The organism is Haloferula sp. A504, from assembly GCF_044385805.1.
In the GTDB taxonomy this organism is placed as follows: Bacteria; Verrucomicrobiota; Verrucomicrobiia; order Verrucomicrobiales; family Akkermansiaceae; genus Haloferula.
This window is the reverse complement of the sequence record NZ_JBISBU010000032.1, coordinates 1-23,891: the sequence shown is the minus strand read 5'-3', so window position 1 is coordinate 23,891 and position 23,891 is coordinate 1. Positions and strand designations below refer to the sequence as shown.

General features: G+C 64.9%; 22 protein-coding genes. 13 read left to right on the top strand and 9 right to left on the bottom strand.

The features are described 5' to 3' along the window. Nucleotides 1-152 precede the first annotated feature (152 nt). The 9 genes from ACG2LG_RS14695 to ACG2LG_RS14655 all read left to right on the top strand — a co-directional run bounded on the left by ACG2LG_RS14695 (nt 153) and on the right by ACG2LG_RS14655 (nt 11,936). A complete protein-coding gene (locus ACG2LG_RS14695) occupies nt 153-3,602 on the top strand; it encodes a hypothetical protein (protein ID WP_396260169.1) in 3,450 nt (1,149 codons plus the stop codon). Between the two features lie 143 nt (nt 3,603-3,745). Continuing rightward, a complete protein-coding gene (locus ACG2LG_RS14690; protein WP_396260167.1) occupies nt 3,746-4,381 on the top strand; it encodes a hypothetical protein in 636 nt (211 codons plus the stop codon). Between the two features lie 96 nt (nt 4,382-4,477). Continuing rightward, entirely contained in the window at nt 4,478-4,774 is a 297-nt protein-coding gene (locus tag ACG2LG_RS14685) for an FmdB family zinc ribbon protein (protein ID WP_396260166.1), read from the top strand. 102 nt (nt 4,775-4,876) lie between these two features. After that, nucleotides 4,877-5,539, top strand: coding sequence for a hypothetical protein (locus tag ACG2LG_RS14680; RefSeq protein ID WP_396260164.1), 663 nt, complete (start codon nt 4,877-4,879; stop codon nt 5,537-5,539). Further along, complete coding sequence (locus ACG2LG_RS14675; protein WP_396260163.1) at nt 5,539-6,966, top strand: hypothetical protein; 1,428 nt, start codon at nt 5,539-5,541, stop codon at nt 6,964-6,966. The genes ACG2LG_RS14680 and ACG2LG_RS14675 overlap by 1 nt, the downstream gene beginning before the upstream one ends. 58 nt (nt 6,967-7,024) lie before the next feature. Then, a complete protein-coding gene (gcvT, locus tag ACG2LG_RS14670) occupies nt 7,025-8,113 on the top strand; it encodes a glycine cleavage system aminomethyltransferase GcvT (protein WP_396260162.1) in 1,089 nt (362 codons plus the stop codon). An 11-nt stretch (nt 8,114-8,124) separates the two neighbouring features. Then, nucleotides 8,125-8,502 (top strand): glycine cleavage system protein GcvH, encoded by a 378-nt coding sequence (gene gcvH / locus ACG2LG_RS14665; RefSeq protein ID WP_396260161.1) that lies wholly within the window; start codon nt 8,125-8,127, stop codon nt 8,500-8,502. A gap of 53 nt (nt 8,503-8,555) precedes the next feature. Beyond that, nucleotides 8,556-11,387: an aminomethyl-transferring glycine dehydrogenase gene (gcvP, locus tag ACG2LG_RS14660; protein ID WP_396260159.1), complete on the top strand. Its 2,832-nt coding sequence runs from the start codon at nt 8,556-8,558 to the stop codon at nt 11,385-11,387. 36 nt (nt 11,388-11,423) lie between these two features. Further along, the gene (locus ACG2LG_RS14655) at nt 11,424-11,936 is read left to right on the top strand and encodes an 8-oxo-dGTP diphosphatase (protein WP_396260158.1); all 513 of its coding nucleotides are present in this window, start codon (nt 11,424-11,426) and stop codon (nt 11,934-11,936) included. Between the two features lie 60 nt (nt 11,937-11,996). Here ACG2LG_RS14655 and ACG2LG_RS14650 read toward each other — a convergent pair whose 3' ends face one another. The 4 genes from ACG2LG_RS14650 to ftsY form a co-directional block, all read right to left on the bottom strand. Continuing rightward, entirely contained in the window at nt 11,997-12,401 is a 405-nt protein-coding gene (locus ACG2LG_RS14650; protein WP_396260157.1) for a hypothetical protein, read from the bottom strand. 68 nt (nt 12,402-12,469) lie between these two features. Beyond that, nucleotides 12,470-13,597 (bottom strand): HAD-IB family phosphatase, encoded by a 1,128-nt coding sequence (locus tag ACG2LG_RS14645; RefSeq protein WP_396260155.1) that lies wholly within the window; start codon nt 13,595-13,597, stop codon nt 12,470-12,472. After that, a complete protein-coding gene (locus tag ACG2LG_RS14640; protein ID WP_396260154.1) occupies nt 13,594-14,643 on the bottom strand; it encodes a beta-ketoacyl synthase N-terminal-like domain-containing protein in 1,050 nt (349 codons plus the stop codon). Before ACG2LG_RS14640 ends, ACG2LG_RS14645 begins: the two co-directional genes overlap by 4 nt. Continuing rightward, entirely contained in the window at nt 14,640-15,491 is an 852-nt protein-coding gene (gene ftsY, locus ACG2LG_RS14635; protein ID WP_396260152.1) for a signal recognition particle-docking protein FtsY, read from the bottom strand. The genes ACG2LG_RS14640 and ftsY overlap by 4 nt, the downstream gene beginning before the upstream one ends. A 144-nt stretch (nt 15,492-15,635) precedes the next feature. Here ftsY and ACG2LG_RS14630 point away from each other — a divergent pair, with 144 nt between their 5' ends. Beyond that, a complete protein-coding gene (locus tag ACG2LG_RS14630) occupies nt 15,636-16,061 on the top strand; it encodes a hypothetical protein (protein WP_396260151.1) in 426 nt (141 codons plus the stop codon). Further along, the gene (locus tag ACG2LG_RS14625; RefSeq protein WP_396260150.1) at nt 16,058-16,501 is read left to right on the top strand and encodes a hypothetical protein; all 444 of its coding nucleotides are present in this window, start codon (nt 16,058-16,060) and stop codon (nt 16,499-16,501) included. Before ACG2LG_RS14630 ends, ACG2LG_RS14625 begins: the two co-directional genes overlap by 4 nt. A 124-nt stretch (nt 16,502-16,625) precedes the next feature. Here the strand turns inward: ACG2LG_RS14625 and ACG2LG_RS14620 are convergent, their stop codons facing one another. From ACG2LG_RS14620 to ACG2LG_RS14605, 4 genes are all read right to left on the bottom strand, one after another. Next, nucleotides 16,626-19,820 (bottom strand): S41 family peptidase, encoded by a 3,195-nt coding sequence (locus ACG2LG_RS14620; protein WP_396260148.1) that lies wholly within the window; start codon nt 19,818-19,820, stop codon nt 16,626-16,628. Nucleotides 19,821-20,077: 257 nt separating this feature from the next. Then, the gene (locus tag ACG2LG_RS14615; protein ID WP_396260146.1) at nt 20,078-20,530 is read right to left on the bottom strand and encodes a hypothetical protein; all 453 of its coding nucleotides are present in this window, start codon (nt 20,528-20,530) and stop codon (nt 20,078-20,080) included. 27 nt (nt 20,531-20,557) lie between these two features. Continuing rightward, complete coding sequence (locus ACG2LG_RS14610; RefSeq protein WP_396260144.1) at nt 20,558-21,328, bottom strand: succinate dehydrogenase/fumarate reductase iron-sulfur subunit; 771 nt, start codon at nt 21,326-21,328, stop codon at nt 20,558-20,560. 93 nt (nt 21,329-21,421) lie between these two features. Next, nucleotides 21,422-22,393 (bottom strand): alpha/beta hydrolase, encoded by a 972-nt coding sequence (locus ACG2LG_RS14605; protein WP_396260142.1) that lies wholly within the window; start codon nt 22,391-22,393, stop codon nt 21,422-21,424. Between the two features lie 127 nt (nt 22,394-22,520). Here ACG2LG_RS14605 and ACG2LG_RS14600 point away from each other — a divergent pair, with 127 nt between their 5' ends. Continuing rightward, on the top strand, nt 22,521-22,943 hold the full coding sequence (locus ACG2LG_RS14600) for a YlbF family regulator (protein WP_396260140.1): 423 nt from the start codon (nt 22,521-22,523) through the stop codon (nt 22,941-22,943). 71 nt (nt 22,944-23,014) lie between these two features. Here ACG2LG_RS14600 and ACG2LG_RS14595 read toward each other — a convergent pair whose 3' ends face one another. After that, nucleotides 23,015-23,548: a hypothetical protein gene (locus tag ACG2LG_RS14595; RefSeq protein ID WP_396260139.1), complete on the bottom strand. Its 534-nt coding sequence runs from the start codon at nt 23,546-23,548 to the stop codon at nt 23,015-23,017. 18 nt (nt 23,549-23,566) lie between these two features. Between ACG2LG_RS14595 and ACG2LG_RS14590 the strand changes: the two genes are divergently transcribed. Then, nucleotides 23,567-23,878: a DUF3820 family protein gene (locus ACG2LG_RS14590; RefSeq protein WP_396260137.1), complete on the top strand. Its 312-nt coding sequence runs from the start codon at nt 23,567-23,569 to the stop codon at nt 23,876-23,878. Nucleotides 23,879-23,891 lie beyond the last annotated feature (13 nt).

Here is a 23,891-nt window from a genome sequence, read left to right as displayed (position 1 = left end):
ACTACAATTTGTGAGTAAAGCATAGACAAGTCAAGATTCCCACAGACGCCGCAATGACGAACCATCCACCACTCAAGCGCCTGTCCCCGGGTCCGGCAATCGAGCGGACTCGCTCGCCGCGAGGCTTTGCCTTGGTGGTCACCATTTCCCTGATGGTTCTGCTTTCGATGCTCGCCATCGGGCTTCTTTCGCTTTCGACCGTCACCCTTCGTGCTTCGGCGAGTGGTAGTGCGATGGCCGAGGCCCGGGCCAATGCCCGCCTCGCGCTGGTGATGGCCATTGGTCAATTGCAGAAGGCCGCAGGACCCGACACCCGGATCACTGCCGATGCCGATCTTTTGGCCGAAGACACTCCCAATGCCCACTGGACCGGCGTGTGGAAGACCCGGCCTGACGAGGACCTCGGCACCGGTGAGCCCGGACTCTCCGTCGTTGATCACCACGACAGCGACCTTTACCTGACCGACAGTCGAGTGGGCGAAAGTGGCCGCGTCGTTGAACGGCCAGGCGTGCTTGAATGGCTGGTGAGCGGGAATGCCGCCCCCGACACAACTCCGGAGGACTCATGGATTCCCCTGGTGGCGGCCGAGGATGAGTCCGACCGCGTCTCGGTGCCACCGGTCAAGCTGGGTGAGAACGATCGCCTGGGCTGGTGGGTTTCGGACGAAAACCAGAAGGCGCTCGTGTCGCTCCCGGACCGGAACGCCGGGACCAATCCTGTCGCGTCGCGCGTAGCCTCGCAGGATTTCGACTTCGAAACGTTCGCTCCCGGCGGCGGCTCCGCGCTTCTGGCAGGTCATGCCGATCTGCCGGACAGCCAGCTCGAGTCGGTCGTCAGCCTCGCTACTGCCGCCTTACTCCCGCTAGCCGGCGGCGATCAGATACAGGGCGAGCTTTCGGGGCTCGGGCATCACCTCACCTCCCACGCCCGCGGGCTCTTCGTCGATGTGAAGCGGAGTGGTCTCAAGCAGGATTTGTCGACTTTTCTCGCCCTTGGAGACATCCCCGCCAGTGCCGATCTTGCCGGACTTCGGGAGGATGACGTGATCCTCCCCGGCGAGCACCACCGCATGACCAGCCCGCGCTTCGGCATCCTGAAGGCCTGGGCCGACCTCGCGAACGAACTCGACCGCGATGCGGGTCCTGCCGTGATCGAGCCACGTCCGCCGGTGACAAAGAGGATGGATATTCCGGGCTCGGTGTCGGGGCCTGTGAGGGACCTTGTCAACGCGACCGAGCCCGCCATTCAACCGGTCGTGATCGAGGCCTCACTGGGATGGGACTTTTCGCCCTACTCGGTCAATGGGGCACCCACCGACTACATGCGCGGACACATCTATCCACGGCTGATCCTGTGGAATCCCTTCAACGTCACCCTCGCGGCCAAGGAGTATGTGGTGCTGCTCTCCCATCCCCTCTACGGCGGCTTCTCGGCGCGGGGCACGCGGATCGACAGCCGGGGCAACCGCTTCTACTTCGACGACATGTGCGGCAGGCCGACGGAGGGCTTCCTCGGGTTTGTCACCGAGCCGACGGAGCTGGCCCCCGGTGAGACGAAGGTCTTCACCCCTTCGGTGGAGGCTTCGGCGGGGACGAAGCTTTTCGGCAAGGCGGTGGCCTTCGATCCGCAGGATTACTCGTCCAATGTGCTGACCGCCGAGCAGATTCCGGGCGTCGAGAACTTTTATTGGGACAGCACGGTGCCGGTTCCCCCGGAAACCCCGTCGAACCGTAACCAGCCCTACGGGTTCTCCGCCGACATGAACAGCTTCTACGCCACGCCGGGCTTCAGCGATGAGTTCATCGTCTATCAGGTCGACGGGAACCCGGGCTCGATCAGCTATCAGGACCTCGACAGCGACAGCGGTTTCCCGCGAGTCGGACATTTTCTCTGCCAGAATTGGGGCCTCAATCGCTATCACAAGTGGTACGGCGCTGAGAAGAACAACCATCCGTCCAACAACGGCACGCCTTTCCGCGAGTTTCGCCCGGGAGCCCAGGACATCGGTGTCCTCGACAACCGGCGTCCGCCGCGGCTGTGGAGAAGGGGAGTCCGGATGATCTGGTTCGACGACGAGTCCGAGCATGTCGCCACGGGCAAGCAGGTGCCGGCCGGGCGATACACCGTGCCGTGGATGGCCTCGGCAAACCTGCGGGGCGGGCTGCTCCACCACGGGAACTGGGTCAACATCCCGTTTGCCAGCGGCTGGCAGTTCCCCGGCAGCGACAGCCACATCTACTTCCGCCAGCCGACCGATCCCCAGCTCTTCCAGAACTTCTTCCCGCCGTCGCCCTTCGGGGCTCCCGACGATTCGCTTCCTGCGCGCTGCACCATCTACGACGTTCCTCGTCGCGAGACCGGGGTGATCTCGATGGGGCAGCTGCAGCACGCGCAGCTTTCCTACTGCACCTGGCATCCCTCGTTGGTGATCGGACACAGCCAGGCGACGATGAATTCGGATCTCGATGCCACGGCCATCAAGGATCGGATCGCCGACGGCTCGCGCTGGGAGGGCGACCGACCATGGGTCTTCAACAACCTCATCCAGAGTGGGACGGGTGCCGAGAGTCACAACGGAGAAGTCCTCATCTACGACCTGTCATTCGAGGCCAACGAGGCCTTGTGGGATCGATTCATGCTCTCCTCGATTCCCTTCGATGGCAGCCGATCCGACTGGGACGGCGAGGAACCGCTGCCGGTCGGGCGCTACGTTTTCAACGATGACGCATCCGCCTGGAACGTCGATCGGCTCCGGCAGATGCTCGCGAGCGATTCCTCGATGGCCTTCCACCGTGCCGCCGAGTTTCTCGCCAACGACGGCGCCTTCAATGTCAACAGCACCTCGGTCGCGGCGTGGACGGCCCTGCTCGGATCGATGCGGGACCTCGAGGTGCCGACACTTGATGGAAACGTCTCGTCCGGCACCCATCAGTTGTCCCGCTCGGTGCTGCCGGCCATGGCGGGGTCGGACTTGATCCGCTCGGTCCGCGAGGAGGAACTCTGGAACGGATTCCGGACGCTGTCGGACAGCGATCTCGAGCGTCTCGCCGACGCCATCGTCGATCAGGTGCGGGAACGCGGGCCGTTCCTCTCGGTCGCAGATTTCGTCAACCGTCGCCTCGTCGAGGATCGCTCCACCAGCGGGAGTGGTGCCATCGACCAGGCCATTGTCAGCGCCCGGGTGTTCAATCGCTCGCTCGACCGGGCCGCGCGCACCGACACCCGGGACATCGGCCAGGTGGTCACCGCAGGGGATCGCCCTGACAGCGTGCTCTACGGCCTGCCTGGCTACTTCACTCAGGGCGACGTCCTGACCGCGATCGCACCGGCGATCACCGTGCGCGGCGACACGTTCCGCATCCGGACCTACGGGGAGGCAAGAAACCCGGATGGCACGGTCGCCAAGGCATGGTGCGAGGCCGTGGTCCGTCGCACGCCGGACTATGTGGACCCGGCTGACGATGCGACCGAAGCCGCGATCGATCACTCTCAAGAGAATCCGCGGATCGGTGATCTTTCGCAGGCGAACCTGCGTTTCGGTCGTCGTTTCTCGATGGTTTCCTTCCGCTGGCTGTCTCCTGAGGAAATGAGCAACTCATGAGGCGACGACTTCTTGCGCTTGCATTCTTGTCGATTCCTGCGGCGGCTTTGGCCCAGCGGTCGGATAGCGACTCGTCAATCACCGCTTCACTGATTCCAGTCGGTTCGAATTCCGACGCGTATTGGGAGGGGGATGGGCCGGGCATGCGCGCGATCGCGCTCGATCCGGAGGCGGCACCTCCATCGACCCTGACGATCCGCACCCGCAAGGGTTTCCAAACGATTCCCACGATCCTCAATCGTCCGAGCCCGGTGCTCCCGGTCCGCGCGGGCAAGCTTCGGGTGTTCGCCAATGGCGAGGCGGGACCCGACGAGGAACCGGAACTGTTCGGAGAATTCGCGATTCCCGGAACCTCGGGGCACTACGACATCTTTCTCAACCGGGATCCCAAGCGGAAGGACTGGGAGAAGGCGCAGGCCATCATCCTTCCCGCGTCGAGCACGGCCTTTCCCGAGGGCAGCTTCCGCTTGGTGAATCTCTGCGGGATTCCGGTAATGGTCCGGGTCGGAAAGGAAACCCTCCAACTCGCCGCACGCAAGGCCCGGTTGCATCGCGCCGGCCCCGGAACGGATGGCAGGATGCTCACCCTTCAGGCGCTCTATCAGGCAGGGGATGGCAGTGCGCGGCTTTTCCTGCGGACCGGCATCAAGGCCAGCAGCCGGGACCGAACCAACATCATCTTCTATCCCGGGCGCGATCCGAAGAAGCCCTGCAAGGCAACGTGGTTCACCCAGATTCCTCCCTCTCCGCTGAATGAGGACGAGGATGAGACATCGTGATCGAACGGCCGGTCGACTTCGTGCTCCATCCGATTCGCATGCGGAGGGTTGCAAGGTGCGGAAAAGGTGGTAGATCGATGCCCGCAACCGAAAGCCATGCCAACCTACGATTATCGCTGCGAGACCTGCGGACACCAGTTCGAGGTGTTTCAGGGAATGAACGACCCGAAGCTGGAGGACTGCCCGGCCGATGAATGCGCGGGCCCCGTGAAGCGCCTGCTGGGCACGGGGGCCGGCGTCATTTTCAAGGGCGGGGGCTTTTACCAGACCGACTACCGGTCGGACTCCTACAAGCAGGGGGCCAAGAAGGAGAGCGACTCGAAGAAGCCGGCCGAGTCGAAGAAGGAATCCAAGCCGTCGAAAGCTTCCGGTTCCGGCGAGAGTGCCGCGTGAGGCAGGCTTGGCAAAGCCCGGGGAATCCGCTAGCGCTGGTCCATGGCTGACAGCGGCGACGTTCCGGGGAAAAAAGGCGGGTGCTTCAGCAAGCTCGTGGGCTTGCTGTTGCTCGTCGTGGCGGTCGGGGTGGGAGCGGCGGTGGTGGCCATCGTGCAACCGCAGGACCTGTCGGATCTGGAGGGCCGGGGCCCGGGGGCCGTGGGCGAGAAGTCTCGCGACCTGCCGCAGGTGATGAAGAACGCGTTCGACGGAGGATATCCGCTGACGCTGACCGAAGGGGAGATCAATCTCTACCTGCGCGACACGTTGAAAGCGGAGCAGACCGGGTTTCTGGCGGATCAGGTGAAGATCCGGGACGTCGCGGTGAGGCTCGAGGACGACCGCGCCGAGGTGATCATCCAACGGGAGGTTGCCGGGCGGACGCTGACGCTCTCGATGTACCTGCGCGTCGAGCAGATGGAACTGCCGGACGGACGGGTGACGACCCAGGTTTTCCGCAATGGGGGCCTCTATCACGAAAGCCTGCCGCGGCCGTCGGTGGGTGGACGGTTCGGCCAGCTTCCGGTGCCCGAGGGTTTCCTCCACCTGGTTCTGCCGTCGTTCACCAAGCTGGCATCGGTCTACCGCTCGGAGACTGAAACCCGCTCTGAGAAGGCGCTTGATTTCATTGACGACATGGCGCGGATCCGCATCGAGGAAGGCAAGCTGGTGATGCAGTCCGCCCCGTCGATGCCCGGGATCCCGTCGCCTTCGGGACGATGATGAAGCGGGCATCGATCCTGGTGTTTTGTGGAGCGGTGACTCTCTTGGTCGCCGAGGATCCTCCGAAGGCCATTCCCTTGCTCGACACCGATGCGATCGTGCCGGATACCGGTGAAGCGCCGACCCGGCTCGAAGGGCCCCGGGTCAACCCCGGGCTAGCCGTCCGCGGGAGGGTGGAAACGGCGAGCGGCCAGTTTGGCGTGTCCGGCGGAACGGCGGATGTGCGCGCGTCGCTGGCGCTGCAGGCGGAGGGCGAGCGCGGGCGGCTTCACGAGTTGCTCGGACTCCAGAAGGAAGCGGTGGTGATGCCGATCGAGATCCTGCTTCACGGGGCGCCCGGAGATCCGCCGCGGGCGCGTCCGCTGGCGATGGAGCTGCGCTTCACCCGCGACACCTACCTGCTGAACGTGCACGTCGATTTCTCCCGGGGGATCGATCACGAGCAGATGCGCCGGGCGATGTGGCGGGGGCTGATCTACGATCGGTCGCTCGAGGGAGTGGCACCCGGTGGTCTCGGTGGGCCGCTGGAGGCTCCGGTCTGGCTGGTGGAAGGGCTTCTCGAGGCGGATCTTTGGCGGCGGGGGGCGGGCGACCGGCAACTCTACGAAGGTGTCTTCAAGAAGGATCTGCCCTTTGTGGTCGATGAGGTTCTCGCCATGGGGGATACCACCCATGCCCGGCTCGACGGAGTGTCGCGCGAAGTATTCCGGGTATTGTCGGGCGCCCTCGTCATGGCCCTGCTGGAACAGCCGGGCGGCCGGGCGTCGCTGGCTTCGTTCTGCGGAGAAGTGGCCCGCTTCGAAGGCGAGATGCCGATCCTGCTGCGTCGACATTTTCCCAGTCTGAACCTCTCGCAGAACGGCCTGGTAAAGTGGTGGGCGCTGACCCTGGCGAAGTTGGCGGATGCCCCGCTAACCGACTCGATGAGCATTGCCGAGACCGAGCGGGAACTCGACCGTGCCCTGCGGCTCCGCTTCCAGTTGGGCGGGCAGATGAAACAGATACCGCTGAGCCGGCACGCGGAGGCCGGAGACTTGTCGGAGGCGGACCGGCTCATCGCCATTCGTTCCGCGCAGGAATCGCTGAACCGGCTGAGCTATCGCTGCTTCCCCTCCTACCGCCCGTTGCTCCTCGAGTATCAGGAGTTGCTGGTTGATTGGGCGGGCGGCGAGGACGAGCAGGTCATCGAGGGTCTGCGCCTCGGGTTGGAGGACACCCGGACGATCATGGAGGCGCGAGCCCTGCGGGGGCGGGATTTTCTCGACTACTGGGAAATTTCCGGAGCGAGTGAACTGAGTGGCAGCTTCGATGACTACCTGCGGCTCAAGCGGGAGTTGGCCGAGCGGCCGAGAGTCGAGAGGGACGACCCGATTTCCCGCTATCTCGACCGTATGGAAAAGGCACTTGCGCCAAAAGGCGGTCGATAATCGGCAGGATTTCCCCGCGGGTTTGACTTCGCGGAGTCCGCTCCCCAGATTGCGCCGCGTGTCCGGAAACCTGCTACACTCACCGATCGAAGCCCTGCACGAGGAACTCGGGGGGCGGATGGTGCCCTTCGCCGGCTGGAACATGCCGGTAATGTACAGCTCGATCCTCAACGAGCACCAGGCGGTCCGGGGCAGCGCCGGGATTTTCGACATTTCCCACATGGGGCAGTTCATCGTCCGCGGCGAATCCGCGGAGGCCTGGCTGAACCGCCTGCTGGCCAACAACGTGGCCAAGCTGGGCGACGGTCAGGGCCAGTATTCATTTTTGCTCAACGAGCGGGGCGGGGTGATCGACGACCTGATCGTGTATCGCCGGAGGGCTGGGGAGTTCTTCCTCGTGGTGAATGCCGCCAAGGCCGATGAGGACCTGGCGTGGCTGAAGGCGCACGGCGAGGCGGGGGCCGAGTTGATCGACCAGAGCGCCGAGTGGGCCGGGATGGCCGTGCAGGGACCGGAGTCGCCCGCTGCCTGGGCGAAGGTTTTTCCGGACACCGATCTTCCGCCGCGCAACGGGATCGCCGACTTGCCGGGTGGCGGCATCGTGTGCCGGACCGGCTACACCGGGGAAGACGGCTTCGAGTATTTCTGTCCGGCCTCGCAGGGTGCCGCCGCCTTCCGGAGTTTCATCGACGCGAGAGCCAGTCCCTGCGGACTCGGGGCGCGGGACACGCTGCGACTTGAAATGTGCTATCCGTTGAATGGCAGCGATCTCTCGCCGGAGCGGACGCCGATCGAGGCCGGGCTCGGGTTCTTCGTGGATCTGGAAAAGGGTGACTTCATCGGTCGCGAGCGGCTGGCGGCCCAGAAGCAAGCGGGGCCGGACGAACGACTGGTGGCGATCGAGTGCACCGGCAAGAGCGCTCCGCCACGCGCCGGTTATGCGGTGGTTGGACCGGACGGCAAAGGCCTGGGCACACTCAGCAGCGGCGTGCTTTCGCCGAGTCTCGGTCGCGGCATCGGCATGGCCTACCTGCCACGCGAGTGTGCGAAGGTGGGCACCGAGGTGCAGATCGACGTCCGGGGGCGCCAGTTTCCCGCGGTGATCGTGAAGAAACCGTTTTACAAGCCGACCCACCAGAAAGGATAAGACTCCCGTCCATGAACATTCCCGAAGATCTTCGCTACGACAAATCCCACGAGTGGGTGCGCCTTGAGGGCGACACCGCCACCATCGGAATCACCGACCACGCCCAGGAAGAATTGACGGACGTCGTGTTTGTCGAGCTTCCCGAGGTGGGCCGGGCGGTGGATGCGGGCGACCCGACCGCCGTGGTCGAATCCGTCAAGGCCGCCAGCGACATCTACTCGCCGGTGGCCGGCGAAGTGGTCGAGGTGAACGACGCGGTCGAGGCCGATCCGGCGCTGGTCAACACCGATCCCTACGGCGCGGGATGGATCTACAAGCTGAAGGTCCGCGATATGGCGCAGGTTGAGGCGATGATGGATGCCGCCGCCTACCGCGGGATGATCGGTTGAGTTTTTCCAGTCCCCGGCCTCATTGCGCGGGCAGCCAGCCCCTCGAACTTCCCATGTCCCTGCATTCAGATTTTGCCAGCCGCCACCTCGGCTCCATTGGTCACGAAATCGACGGCCTTCTGGATACCGTCGGCTACGATTCCCTCGACACGCTGATCGATGACGCCGTGCCCGCGGCGATCCGCCTCGAGAAACCGTTGGAGCTGCCGGAGCCGCTGAGCGAACCGGCGGCGCTGGACAAGCTGCGCGCGATCTTTTCGCGGAACGAGGTGAAGCGGAGCTTCATCGGCCAGGGTTACCACGGCACCCTTGTCCCCGGAGTCATCCAGCGCAACATCCTGGAAAACCCCGGCTGGTACACGGCCTACACGCCCTATCAGGCCGAGATTGCCCAGGGCCGGCTGGAGGCCTTGCTGAACTTCCAGACACTCGTCACCGAGCTCACCGCGCTGGATGTGGCGAATGCCTCGTTGCTCGACGAGGGCACCGCCGCCGCCGAGGCGATGAGCCTGGCGCTGGCGGGTGCGCCGAAGGGGCGGGTGATGTTCGTTTCCGATGCCTGCCATCCGCAGACCATCGACGTCGTGACGACCCGGGCCGAGCCGCTCGGGATTGAAATCGAGGTCGGCGACTGGCGGAATTACGAGCCGGGTGAGGGGTTCTTTGCCGCACTGGTCCAGTATCCCGACACGCACGGTTCGGTGGATGACTTCAGCGCGTTCTTCGAGAAGGTTCATGCCGCCAAGGGTGTGGCCATCGTCGCGGCCGATCTGCTGGCGCTGACGCTGCTCAAGCCGCCGGGTGAGTTCGGGGCGGACATCTGCGTCGGCGTCGCCCAGCGCTTCGGGGTGCCGATGGGCTTCGGCGGACCGCATGCCGGCTTCATGGCCTGCATCGATCGCCTCAAGCGCAAGTTGCCGGGGCGCCTGATCGGCGTCTCCAGTGATCCCAAGGGGCGCCCGGGCCTGCGACTCTCGCTCCAGACCCGTGAGCAGCACATCCGCCGTGACAAGGCGACCTCCAACATCTGCACCGCCCAGGTGCTGCTCGCCGTGATGGCCTCGATGTATGCGGTCTATCATGGCCCCGACGGCTTGCGGCACATCGCCGTGGTGATCCAGACGAAGACGGCGGCCCTTTCCGCGAGCCTGCGGACCGCTGGCATCGAGCCGTCCAACGGGACGTTCTTCGACTCACTGACCATCCCGGGTGTTGACGCCGAAAAGGTGTTGGCGGCGGCTGCGGAGGCCGGGATCAATCTCCGGAGCATCGACGGGTCGACCGTCGGCGTGGCGATCGACGAAACGAGTTCGTGGGAGGACCTCGACCGGATTGCGGCAGTCTTTGGAGCGGATGCCCCCGAGCGCGGCACGGACGGCCGGAGCTGGGACGAGTCGCTCGACCGGCAGGGCGGTTTCCTCGCCCAGAAGGTCTTCAATTCGCATCATACCGAGACCGGCATGCTGCGTTACATCAAGCGCCTCGAGTCGAAGGACCTCGCCCTGAACGAATCGATGATTCCGCTCGGGTCCTGCACCATGAAGTTGAACGCCACTTCCGAGATGCTTCCCCTGAGTTGGGACACGGTGGCGAACATGCACCCCTTCGTTCCTGCCGACCAGAGCACCGGCTACCGCGAAATGCTCGGCCAGCTCGAGGATTGGCTGGCGGAGATCACCGGCTTCGCCGCCGTCTCGCTGCAGCCCAACGCCGGGTCCCAGGGCGAGTATGCCGGCCTTCTGGCCATCCGCCGCTATCACGAGGCCAACGGTGACACCGGGCGCGACGTGTGCCTGATTCCTCTTTCCGCCCACGGCACCAATCCGGCCTCGGCGGTGATGGCGGGAATGAAGGTCGTCGGGGTCGCCTGCGACGACCAGGGCAACATCGATGTCGCCGACCTGCAGGCGAAGATCGACGGTCACGAGGGACGCATCTCGGCGTTGATGGTGACCTACCCTTCGACCCACGGTGTCTTCGAAGCCACGATCATCGACATCTGCGAGCGGGTTCATGCCGCCGGCGGCCAGGTCTACATGGACGGCGCGAACATGAACGCGCAGGTCGGCCTGACCAGTCCGGGGAGGATCGGTGCCGACGTCTGCCACCTGAATCTTCACAAGACCTTCTGCATACCGCACGGCGGAGGTGGTCCGGGTGTCGGCCCGATCGGGGTGGCCGAGCAACTGGTGCCATTCCTTCCCGGTCACCGACAACTTGGCGATGCCTCGGGCGTCGTCTGCTCGGCGCCGTGGGGCAGCGCGTCGATCAACGTCATCTCATGGATGTTCATCGCCATGATGGGGGCGGAGGGGCTGACCGAGGCGACCAGGATCGCGATCCTCAACGCCAACTACATCGCCCGGCGTCTGTCGCCCTTCTACCCGATCCTCTACACGGGCAACAAGGGCCTGGTCGCCCACGAGTGCATCATCGACCTGCGGGAACTTTCCGCGAAGAGCGGCATCACCGTCGAGGATGTCGCCAAGCGCCTGATGGACTATGGTTACCATTCGCCGACCATGAGCTGGCCGGTCGCCGGCACGCTGATGATCGAGCCGACCGAGTCGGAGGCCAAAGCCGAGCTCGACCGTTTCTGCGACTCGTTGATCGCGATCCAGGGCGAGATCATGGCGGTGGCCAACGGTGAGGCCGATGCCAGGGACAACGTGCTGAAGAATGCGCCCCACCCGGCGGAGGATGTCTGCGGGGATGACTGGGGGCACTCCTACGGCCGCGAGCAGGCGGCCTACCCGCTTCCAGGCCTGAGGCTGCACAAGTTCTGGCCGGCGATCGGGCGGGTGGACAATGTCGCCGGTGACCGGAATCTCGTGTGCACCTGCGACAGCGTCGAGGCGTATGCCGCGGCGACATCCACCGATTGATCGTGCGTGGCGGCATCAGCCGTGCTTCAACCCGCCATGCCGATGGAGAACTCACCGATCGACTGGGCAAGCTGGAGCGCCCCGGTCCACGCCACCCTGATGTTCGTGGTCCGCGATAAAGAGATCCTCCTGATCGAGAAGAAGCGGGGTCTTGGTGCGGGAAAGGTCAACGGGCCCGGGGGCAAGATCGACCCGGGTGAGACCCCGGTGCAGTGCGCCATCCGGGAGACCGAAGAGGAGCTCCGCATCACCGTGAAGAGACCGAAGAAGCTCGGCGAACTTCACTTCGCCATGTCGGACGTCGAGGACATCCTGTGCCACGTCTATCTCGCCCGCAGCTTTGAGGGCGAGCCGACCGAGACCGATGAAGCGGCACCGCTGTGGTGTCGCCTCGACGACATTCCCTATGACCGGATGTGGAAGGATGACATCCACTGGATGCCGCTGTTCCTCGACGAGCGATCGTTTCTCGGGCGCTTTGTCTTCGAGGGTGAGGAAGTCATCTGGTCGGATATCGAGAAGGATGTGTTCTGGCCTTCGGGTGGTTGATGCAAAAAGCCCCGGCGCCTTGGAGGCGACGGGGCTGGTTGATAGGATTGTTTTCGGCGATCAGAGCGACGCCTTGAGGCTGTCGAACTTCTTACGCAGCGAGCTGAGGTTGCTCTCGGCGGCATCGATCTGCTTGGCGAGGCTCTGGAGCTCGACGAGTTTCTTCTCAAGCGAACCACCGGCACTTGCCTTGGTCTTCGCCTTGGCCTTGGAGCCGGCCGGACGACCCGGACGGCGACCGGGCTTCTTCGGAGCGGATCCACCGGCCTTGAGCCAGCTGGAAATCGTCAGAGGAGAAATGCCGAACTTCTTCGAGGCCGAGCTTTGGCCACCGCGGCCCTTTGCGGCGTTCACTTCGTTGACGAAGTCGATCACCTCTTTTTTCTGAGCGGGGGTGTAACGCTTACCGCGGCTTCCGGACTTCTTTGCGGCCTTCTTGGCCGTCTTTTTTGGTTTGCTGCTCATGGCTAGGAGCCGGACTTATCTCCCTTCCTCCGCTTATGCAATGCCTTAATTTGCTTCAATTAGGTAAGTTATGAGGAAGCGCCCAGGACGCTTTCGATCATTTGTGGGGTGAGTTGACGAAAATCCGTAATCCAAAGATCGGCGTCCTGCTTCACCCGTGCGCGTTCGATGACACCGCCATAACCGATGAACAGGTCGCATGCCTCACGAGACTCCAGGTCCGAGATGCCATCGCCGATCATGACCACCCTCTCCGGCAGACATGCCTGCTTCCAAGTCCGGATGATCTCAGGTTTGCCGCCGTTCCGCGTGGTCGGGTAATCCTCACCGTAGCCCGTGTAGCGGCCTTCGTCGTCGTGGAACATCGGCACGGCTTCGACATGTCGAATCCCGAGTCGGGTGGCAAGCGGCTCGATGAGTGGAGCAAAGCCCCCGGAAAGAATCACCGGTGTCCACTGCTCCTCCCGCAGCGCATCGAGAAGTTCGACGCTGCCGGGTGTGAGGGTCTCGACATAGCGCCGTGCGACCTGCTCGCAGAGTCCGCGATCCGGAGCGAGACACTCCATCCTCCGGCGAAACACCTCGTCGAGCGGGATCTCGCCGTTCATGGCGGAGTGGGTGAGCGACTCGACCTGCTCGAACACCTCGGGGCCGGCGGCGCGTGCGAGTTCGTCGATGCCTTCAATCGAGGAAAGCGTCGAGTCGCAGTCGAAGAAGATGAGCTTTCCCCGGGGCCGGGTCGGCGGGTGGATGACGACCTCGGCACCGCAATCGACCCGGTCGAACAGGTCGATCATGTCCCGACGTTTCAAGCGGACGCAGCCGCAGCTCGCGGGCGCTCCGATCTGTTCCTCCTGATTCGTTCCATGGATGTAGATGTAGCGATCGAAGGAGTTGCGATTTTCGGGATCGAGCCCTTCGAGACGAAGGATGCGCGAGAGAATCAGATCGCAATCATCGTGACCGCCTTTCCACAGGCCGTGGGGTTTCCTGCCACGGAAAATCGTATCGGCGGGTACTCCGTCGCCGATCTTCTCGCAGATCCGGAAGCGCCCGGTCGGTGTGCGATAACTTCCCTCATCAAAACCCACCCCCTTGGCCGCGGTGGAGACCGGCCAGCGCTGAAGCACGGTTTCGCCGGCGAGGAGGGTCAGTTCCTGCCGGTCGATGGAGATTTCGAGGCGGACGGGTGTCATCGTGAAATGCAGGCGAGGGAATGTCGTCCGCCGAGTGCGGAGGCGAGCTTGAAGATGCTCCTGGGTGAGGCCTCGCCGCAATCGCGGGGGAAGATGCCGGCGCAGGCGAGGGCAAGCTCCAACAGCCCGCCGGCCCCGACCCCGTGTCCGGTGTGGGGTTTGTAGCGCGCGACCGGGCAGGTGAGGCTGTCCTCGATGGCCATGCTTTCGAGCCGATGGTTGCTGGCGGTGCCGCTGGCATGAGGAATGAGCAGGTCCGGCTTGCCGTGGATTTCCGAAGCTTCCCGGAGGAGGGAGGCAAGGCGAGCCGCATCGCGACCGCTGCCGACCAGTGCGGTCGCGTCGGCAATCGCGTGGCAGCCGAGAAGCCGGGTCCGGCCATCGCTGCCGGCCGGCTCGAGACAAACGGCGGCGGCCGCTTCGGCGGGAATCATGCCCTGACGTGGATCGTCGGTGAGCAGTCCGGTGCGCGCGTAGGCGGTGAGGACGGGCGTGACCAGGGGGAGGTCGACGGCGACCACCAGGGCCCGGGCGGTCTTCCCGGTCCGGATCCAGAGGTCGGCGAGGGCCAGGGCATCGAGGCCGGCGCAGCAACCCGTGGAACAGACCTGCCAGGGGCCGGCGATGCCGAAGGTGGTGGAGACGGCCGCTGCCGGTTCGGCGGGCAGGGAGTTGGTCGCCGCGAGAAGATCGAAGTCGCGGCGCTCCGGCCATGGCTCGGTCCAGCCGGCGAGGGATCCGCGGCTCGTGCCGAAGAAGACGACGGCATCGGAGCGCTCGGCGTCGGACCAATTGGCCAGTGCCAGGGCCTCGGCCGCGACGTGGATGGCCGCCATCGACAAGGGGGACCATTTGCGGTCGTTGAGGCGTTCCCGCGACTCGATCCAGCCGGCGATGTGATGGCCGAAGCCTTCGGGTCCACCCTTCATTTCAGAGAGCGGGCGCAGGACCTGCGCCCCCTCGGCGAGGGCGGCGCGATGAGACTCCAGGTCGCTGCCGAGCGCACCCAGGACCCCAAGTCCGGTGATGGCGGGGGCGTCGTTCAAATCAGCTCCTCCAGGAACTGGCTTTTCCGGAACAGGGCGAACTGTTCCGGTTCCTCGCCCGTTCCGATGAACCGCGGCGGGATGCCGAGTTGGTCGTGGATCGAAACGATGATGCCGCCCTTTCCCGATCCATCCATCTTGGTGACGATCAGCCCGTCGAGCGGCGATGCCTCGTGGAATTGCCTGGCCTGTTGGAGGGCGTTGCTGCCCGTGGTGGCATCGACGGTGAGGAGCGTCAGGTGGGGAGCGCTCTCGTCCTGCTTGGCGAGAGTCCGGCGGATCTTCGCAAGTTCCTCCATCAGGTTGTGGCGGGTGTGAAGGCGACCGGCGGTGTCGCAGATCAGGTATCGCACGCCCTGTTGGATCGCCTGCTGATGGGCATTGTAGCAGACCGAGGCCGGATCGGAGTTCGCCGGACCCGTGACGACCGGAATGTCGAGGCGGTCACCCCAGCGCTGAAGTTGCTCGGTCGCCGCCGCGCGGAAAGTGTCGGCCGCCGCAAGCAGGGTGGGGGCGCCACGGCCCTGAAGCCAGTGGGCGAGCTTGGCGCAGGAGGTGGTCTTGCCGACGCCGTTCACGCCGACGATGAGAAACACGAACGGCTTGTCTGCAGAGGGGGGGAGCGGCGGTGGTTGATCGTTGGGCAGGCGTTCGGCGATGCGTCGGCGGGCGACCTCGGCGACATCATCCGCGGAGATCGCACGTCCGAGATCCTGAAGTTCGTCCACCAGTTGCATCGCCAGCTTCGGCCCGAGATCACCGGCGACAAAATCCGCCTCGAGCTCGTCCCAGTCGACCTCCGCCTGATTGGTGAGCTTCTTGTAGATCGAGGATAGAAAGCCTGCCATGGCGGCGGGTTTCTAGGCCTGAAGCGGCCCCGCGGCAAGTGATCGTTCGCGGATCCCGAACGGCACCCGGTTCGCGACGGGCGCAAGCAGGAGGTCGGGCGACGCTTGTGATGGCGGGGGCTCGGCGTTAGCGTCCCGCCCGGCATGACCCAAGCTGCTGCGCAAAAGCCCGAACCCCATCCGCTGTTCGCCACGCTGGCGATCGCGTCGATGGCGCTGGTGGTGGCGGGCGTGCTGGATTTCCTCGGTCCCTTGCGGGCACTCGATGCCGAGCTCGCGCGTCGGGCGGGGGAGTTGGGACTTGGAGAAGGTCTCCAGCCACTCGGTCAAATCTGGGCCTGGGGCTGGGCGGTGCCGATGACCGTGGGAGTGGCATGGAGCGTGGTGCACGTCCGCTTTTCATGGCAACGGTGGGTGATAGTGCTCTCGAGCATGGTGCTGACCCTCGGGTGGCTGCCCGTGCTCCTGATGCTTGGACGCATGTCGCCGGTATCCGTGCCCGTGGTGGCTCTGCTGTGGGCGTCGGTCGGTTCGATCGTTTATGCAGCCCGCCACGCGACACCGTCGTGAGACTCAACGTCAGGCGCTTTGAGCAGATCCATCGGATTCATGCGTGGATCACGGTGGGCTTCCTTGGCCTGCTGCTCATGCGTCAGGTCAGCGCCGCGATCTACATGGATCCGAGTGTGATGACCCCGATGATCTTCATACTCGGGTCCTTGATCATGGGGTTGATGCTTTGGCTCCACCTGCATGCGATTCTTCGTCGATCCAAATTGAGCAGATGCGGCGTGGTACTCTTCGATGGGTTGCTTGGGGGGCTAAGTCTTTACTCCGTCATTTGGACGGTGAATGAGCTGGGTTGGAGACTTGCGATCAAGGCGGCTTGGTATTCGATGCTCTTTTCTGCCGGCATGGGAATTTGGTTTCTCGGTTCGGCGATCATGACGGGCGTGCATCTCTGGTATGAAACCCTGCGTGAGGGCGGGAAGAGCGCCGGGGATTGCTGACGGCTTCCCCACCGCCCTTTCCGCGCCCGGTGGTCGTTCCGGATTCCGAGGCCCGGGGTTGGCATCCCGGTCGTCCGGGGCGTCACTCCTCCGGGGTTCTTGAAAAGACCACGCGAGCGGCTTTTCAGCGATTCCGGTATTTCGGAACGAAAGGTTCCTCGGTCGCGTGTTCGACGTCCTTGAGCAGGGTCGCGACGGCGGTGCGGAGTTGCGGCCTGGTGTTGCCGATGGTGTCGGCGGGGCCGCTTTCGACCAGGATGTCGGGAGTGGCGCCGTTCATTTCCATGTCCTCACCCGTCCCGGGGAGGAACCAGCCGCGGAAGGGAACGCGGAGGGTGCCGGCGTCGAGAATGCGGTCCTTGGCGGCGGAGATGACACCACCGGCGGTGGTTACGCCGACAAGTTTGCCGCGGTCGAGGGTCTTGATCGCGTGGGCGAAGATCTCGGCGTTGGAGTAGGAGTTCTGGTTGCAGAGGACGACCATGGGCTTGTGCCACGAGGCATACACCTTGCGGTCCTGCGGGTAGCCGGGGTTGCCGTCGCGCGGAATCGTCAGGGCGTGGCGCGGTTGGCAAAGGACGGTGAGCAGGTGGTCGGTGATGAAGCCGCCTCCGTTGTCGCGAATGTCGATGATGAGGCCGTCCTTGCCATGACCCGCGGCGTAGATCTGGCGCTCGAAACGTTCGAACTCGTCCCAGAACATGCGGGCGATGTGGACGTATCCGAGACGACCGCCGGACCATTCCTCCACCCGGCGTCGGTTGTCGGCGATCATCTCCTTCTCGGCGAGCACGGTGGCCTTCTCGTAGGAAATCGGCTCGAGTTCGTAGTCGTGGGTCTCGCCCTCCGGCTTGCGGATGGTGATCTGGATGCGGCGGTCCATGCGGCCGCTCATGAAGCGGTGGACGGGCATCGAGCCATCGACGCGCCGGCCGTTGATGCGGACGATGGTGTCGCCCGCTTCGATGGGAGGCAGGCACTTGTCGGCCGGGCTGTCGGCGATCACGTGGCCGACCTTCAGGGGATCTCCCGGTCCCTCGCGCTCGAAGCGGATGCCGATGTGCCGGGTCTTCTGAAACTCGGCTCCTTCGTTCTCCCATCCCTTGGGCCATTCCTCGGAAACAAAGGTGAGGTGCGACGCGTTGAGCTCGCCCAGCAGCATCGAAATCACCCGGTCGAAGGTGCGGGAGTCCGGGGCCTGCGCGGCGGCTTCCTCGTATTTGGTGCGCATCGCGTCCCAATCGCAGCCGTTCATCTTCTCATCGTAGAAACGATCGCGCAGCGTGCGCCAGACGAGGCGGTAGCAGAGCCGCTGGTGGGCGACGCGGTCGCGGACCATCCGCGCCTCGACCTCGTAGCGCTTGAGCTTTCCCTTCCGGAGGCTGGCGGGTGCCTGGTCGACGATCCAGAAGATGCGGTCCTCTTCGGCCCGGATCGGCAGGCCCCGGTGGTCGGCGATCGACTCCATGCTCGCCTTGGGCCGGGGCTCGATCGAGTAGAGGGTGTCGTTGCTGCTGTTCTTCGACTGGAAAAGGATGGCCTCGCCATCGTGGGTCCACATCACCCGCTCGGGCTCGATGCCGCGGGTGTTGAGTCGCACGACCCGGTCGCTGAGACCCTCGAAGTCGATCTGCATCGCCGTGCCCACCTGCGATGGACCGGCCGGCGGATCTTCCCGGGGCCGCTCCACGAGTTCCTGGGGAGGTTCTTCATCACTCTCCGGCGAGTTGTCGCGGTCTTCCTGCTGGTAGAGCGGGTCGTCGCGCATGATGGCTTCGGCCTCCCGCTCGCGGAGGTCGCGGGAGCTGCGGAAGGCCTCCTCCAACCGCAAGTCGACGTAGAAGAGTCCCATCTCGTTGTTGAGGCGGCGCCCGGTGAAGGCGATGCGATTGCCGTCGGGCGACCAGCGCGGGGAACCCTCGAAGTCGGGGTGGCGGGAGATGTTGAAGGGCTCGTTGCTGCCGTCGCTGCGGATGATGTAGATGTCGCGGTTGAAGTTGTGGTCCTGGGCGGCGAAGACGATCCACTCGCCGTCGGGGGACCAGTCGAAGGTCGGGGCGTTCCACGAGCGGAAGATGATCCGCGGGTCGCTGCCATCGGCATTGGCGACCGTGAGATTTCCAGAGCCGGCGATCCAGGCGAGGCGGGTGCCGTCGGGGCTCAGCGAGAACCGGCTCTTCGGCTCCGGCCCGGAAGTCACCTGTTCGCGGTGAAAGGACTCGGCGCGCCACCAGAACTCCTCGGGGTCCTTCCGCGACATCCGCCAGATGTTGCGCTCCAGGCCGTCGTCGTAGGTGAAGTAGAGATACTGGCCGTCTTTCGAGAACCGCGGGGCGTCCTCGCGGCCATCGGTGTGGGTGATGCGGTTGGGTTCGCGCAGCACGGTATCCATCGCCCACAGCTCACCTTCGGCCCGAAAGGCGATCTCGAGGCCGCTCGGGGAGAAGTCGGCATCGACCGTGCCGTCGATTTCGCGAACCTCGCTGGAGTTGTCGGCGAGATCCTCGGCCTGCCAGATCACGATCGGTTCGGGCGGTTTGTCGGTGCCGGGATGAAACCGCCACAGGTCGAAGCCGCGCCGGAAGACCATCGTCGAGCCGTCGGCCGAGAGCGAGGGAAGCATGACGCCGTCGTCGGTGAAGCTCGTGAGTTGCCGGTCGTCGCCGTTTTCAAGGCAGTGGCTCCAGACGTTGAAGCAACCGTCGCGCTCGGAAACGTAGTAGAAGCCATTCGCGTCGGGACGCGGCATCGGCCAACGTGCTTCGACCTCTTCCTTGATCAGCGGGGTGAAGCTTGCGTTGTCGGGATGGTAGGCCCAGATCGAGGAGGCGCGGGGGCCCCTGTAGCCTTTCCGGTAGAGCGCCTCGCCATCGCGGCAGAAAAGCAAACGGGAACCATCGGGCATCCACGCCGAGGAGCGTCCGGTGGCATTGAAGACGTAACGCTCGGGAGCTTCGCGCTTGAGATCGATCTCGATCAGGCGGGTCGGCCGGAACCCGGGCTCGTCGCGCTCGCCGCGAATGATGGCGGTGCGGCCGTCCGGGGCGAGGCATTCCAGGGTGCCGCCCTCCGAGTGGAAGCTGTGCTGGGTGGCCGGACCGCCCTCGGAGGGCATGGAAAACAACTGCAGGGCCCCGCTACGGGTCGAGCAGAAATAGAGCGTTTTGCCATCGGGCGAGAACACCGGATAGCTGTCGCGGGCCGGGTGGGCGGTGATGCGGGAGGCTCGCCCCCCGGAGACCGGAGCGGCCCAGAGATCGTCACGCCACTCGAAAACGACCTTCGCCCCATCGGGCGACAGCGCCGGCCAACTGGTCATGCTGATCAGGCCCGCGCGGTCGGGAGGCGTGACCGCGCCTCCGGAAACTACCGGAAGCAGGAATAGAAAGAGGGAAAGGGGAACGAAGCCAAGTCGCATACGGACGACGCGGGATACGGGACGGCTGATGCCGACTTATCGCAGGTATTTCGGAGAACTAAAGTAAATTTGCGGGGTCCGCAAGCGGCCGGTGGCGGCTGCTTCGCAACGAATCTTCGCCCCTTTCCGACTCGGCCGCCCGCTGGAATCCGACGCTTTCAGCTGCTCTCCCGCGCTTCGATCTCCAGGGGCGAATCGAGGTAGCCATGGTGCAGGCATTCAAAGAGATAGCGGCGCATGAAGGGCAGGTGACCGCCGAGGCGTTGATACTGGGCGAGGTGAACGAGTTCATGGCGGAGAAGGGCATTGTCGGGGCGGTTCGCGGCGATGGCGCGACCGAGTGCCATTCCGGCGGGGTGAAACACGGGGAGTCCGATTGCTTTCGCGAATCGAATCAGCAAAGCCGGGGCGGGCAGGGGGACTTCGGACGTGAAGTGAACCCGGATCCCGGCCGGCTCCGTGATGCCCAACTCATCGGCGAAGTCCTGCAGGTCGGCATCGAGCGGTCCCCCTGCCGCGGAGATCTCGAGTTCCCGGCGGGAGCTCCACCGGGCGATCGAAGGTGCCAGACTGTCGGCCAGCACGCGGGCGATGGGTCCGGGCAATCCCATCGAGGGGGATGATCATCGGGTCGGTCCTCAGGCCGGGACCAGCTGATCCTTCAACATCGCCACGCCGTAGTCTCGATTGAGGCGGGCAATGTGCTCGACGCTGATCTCCTTCGGACAGGCGGCCTCGCACTCATACTGGTTGGTGCATCCGCCGAAGCCTTCCTCGTCCATCTGGCGGACCATGGCCAGTGCCCGGCGCTCGCGCTCCGGTTCGCCCTGCGGAAGGTGCCCGAGGTGGGAGGCCTTCGCGGCGACAAAGAGCATGGCCGACGCATTCTTGCACGATGCCACGCAGGCACCGCAGCCGATGCACGCGGCGGCGGAGAAGGCGGACTCGGCGGCTTCCTTCTCGATGGGGACGGCGTGAGCATCCGGTGCGGCACCGGTGCGGACCGAAATGAATCCACCGGCCTGTTGGATCCGGTCGAAGGCCGTGCGGTCGGTGATGAGGTCCTTGATGACCGGGAATGCCCGGGAACGGAACGGCTCGATCCAGATGGTGTCACCGTCGCGGAACTTCCGCATGTGGAGTTGGCAGGTCGTGATCCCGCGGTCCTTGCCGTGCGGGATGCCGTTGATGGTCAGCGAGCAGGTGCCGCAGATGCCCTCGCGGCAGTCGTGGTCGAAATGGATCGGCTCCGCCGCCCCCGTGTCGATCAGGCGCTCGTTGACGATGTCGAGCATCTCGAGGAACGACGCCTCTTCGGGGATGTCCTTTGCATCGTAGGTTTCGATCTTGCCGCGGTCGTTGGGGCCGTTCTGGCGCCAGACTTTCAGGGTGAGGTTCAGCTTCGCCATGGATCAGGAATTTCGTTGGGGCCAATCTATGGGGGTGCCCGGCTCGCGCTAGTATAAATCGCGCAGTAATGGCGCATGGATTTGCGGTGGCGGCTATTCGGCGGCCTGCAGCATGAAGCGGGCGCAGGCGGCGTAGGTGTTCGCGGCATCGGCGGCGAGAACCCGTCCGTGCCCCGCACCGTCGATGATCAGCAGATCCTTGCGCGGAGAGGGCAGGGCTCGATGCAGACGCCGGGCGTGCTCGACGGGAATGAACCGGTCGGCGCCGCCGTGCACGAGCAGCACCGGGAGATCGAGCGCACCGGCGGCATCGATGGGCCGGATCGCCGCAGGGAAAAATCCCGCGCGGCAGCGGGTGGCGATGGCAACGGACATCGCGAGCAGCGGGGAAAGCGGACGGGCCACCGGGTGGAAGTCGCGGGCCGATGACATCAGCGCCTCGTCGAGGGTGGCAAAGGCGGCGACGCTGATCACCCCGCTCCAGCGCTCCGGCTGGCTGGCGGCGGCCTGAAGGGCGATGGCACCGCCCTGGGACATGCCGAAGAGAAAACACGGATGATCATCCGGAAATGCATTCCGGATTTCGCCGAGCAGACCGACTTCCTCGTGGCCGAAGGTGGCGAAGCGCGACGGATGATCGCCGTGGCCGGGGAGGTCGATCACCACGCAGCGGAAACCCGCGGCGCAGAAGCGCTCGCAGACCGGCAGCAGGTCCTCCTTCCGGCCCCGATGACCATGCAGCAGGACCACCGTCCCGACGGTGCTGGCCCACCGGGGAGCGTCGGGGATCAGTCGGCGGAGTTCGCGCGCCTTGCGGGCCGTGCCGGGTGCGGCGGAAGCCGTGACGACCAAGGCCGGGGTGTCGGCCGGCCCGGACCATCGGTCGACGGCGAGTCCGAAGTCGGCGGGATCGCTGAGGATCTGCCGATGGTAGCCCTGGAGCACCCGGCGCTCCGGGCTGACCAGATGGGAGGAGCCGAGCCAGCCGATGACGGCGAGAGCCGCGAGCACCAGCACGACGAGCCAACCGAGGAGGCGGAGGAACCAGCGACGGAATCGTTTCACCCCGGAAGACGACACCTGTCGTGTGAAGCAAACATGAACCCGGCGGGGAAATTCGGAGAGGGTGTGACCGGGCGACTTCGTGCTATCTGGGTTTGCCACAAGGCGAAAGAGAGGTTACGGCGGGGCCATGACGATGCTCGCCGACGACTCCGCCGTGATGACCAAAGCCCGCGAACTGTGCGCCGCGATCGCGGATGATGAACGCTTCCTCGAACTGCAGAAGCAGGTCGAGACCTTCCTCGATGACGATGCCGCCAAGCTGATGTATCAGAGCGTGCACGAGCGCGGCAGCCAGCTGCAGCAGAAGCAGCAGTCCGGCGTCGAACTGGGCGAGGCGGAAATTCGCGAGTTCGAAGGGGCGCGCGAGGAGCTGCTGGCGAATCCGGTGGCCAAGAGCTTCCTCGATGCCCAGGGCGAGCTTGAGACGCTTCAGCGCTCGATCGGCAAGTATGTCGGACTCACCCTCGAGCTCGGCCGGGTGCCGACCGCCGACGATTTCGCGGAAGCGGAAGGCGGCGGTTGCTGCGGAGGCGGTGGCTGTGGTTGCTGATCGGGTCTGGCTTTTTCCACGGCGCCGGAAGACCTCCTGAAGGAGGAACTACGAACAGAACAGGTGGGCCTTCAGGAATAGATCGGCCGGGGATCGGCTTCGAGGCCGTGGCGTGAGTGCGTGAGCAGATAGGTCTCGCGGCGACGTTCTCCCGCGTCGCTGTCGTACTCGATCGTGGCGTGAAGATGTCCGTGCCGGTTGGCGATCGTCACGAGCCGCAGCGCGGGCCGGCTTCTCAGGCGGAAGAAGACGTGGAGGGGCACGTCGGGATGCAGCGCATTCCAGAGGAAGCGTGCCGGCTCGAAGTCCGGCAATCGGGAGAGAGCCGCCAGCACGTGGCGGACGCGCCAGATGCCGTGGCGGTTGGCCAGGCGGGCGGCGGCGCGCTTGGCGAGCATGCCCTCCCACCAGGTGCCGTGAGGATCCTCGTGGGCTTCGACGATTTCCTCGACCAGCCCCCGGGCATGCCACGCCAGGCCCGCGTGGAGTTGCTCGCGGGTGATCCGTCCGGCTTCGAAATCCTCGAACAGCTTGGGCGGTGTCGGCTGGACCGGCATGCGCAGCGAAGTGAAGCCCGGGGCGGCGGGATTGCACGGGAAATCCATCCCGGTCATGATACGGGCGTGAACGAAATCGACCGCGAGGACTTTCGGAACCTGCTCGAGGAGATCGGCCGGACCCGGATGCCTTTCGGCAAATACGGGCGGAAGGAGCACCCGCCGCATGGTTTTCCGATCCACGACCTGCCGCTGGAATACCTCGCATGGTTCAAGGAGCGCGGATTTCCCAAGGGCCGGCTCGGTGAACTGATGGAATGGGTCTGGGAGATCAAAGCCAACGGAATGGACGAGGTCTTCGGTCCGATCCGCGCGGCGAACGGCGGCCGCGCGCGGTTCAAGCCGAAGCGCAGGACCGAGTGGGATTTCGGGGAGTGAGCCCGAGTGGCGG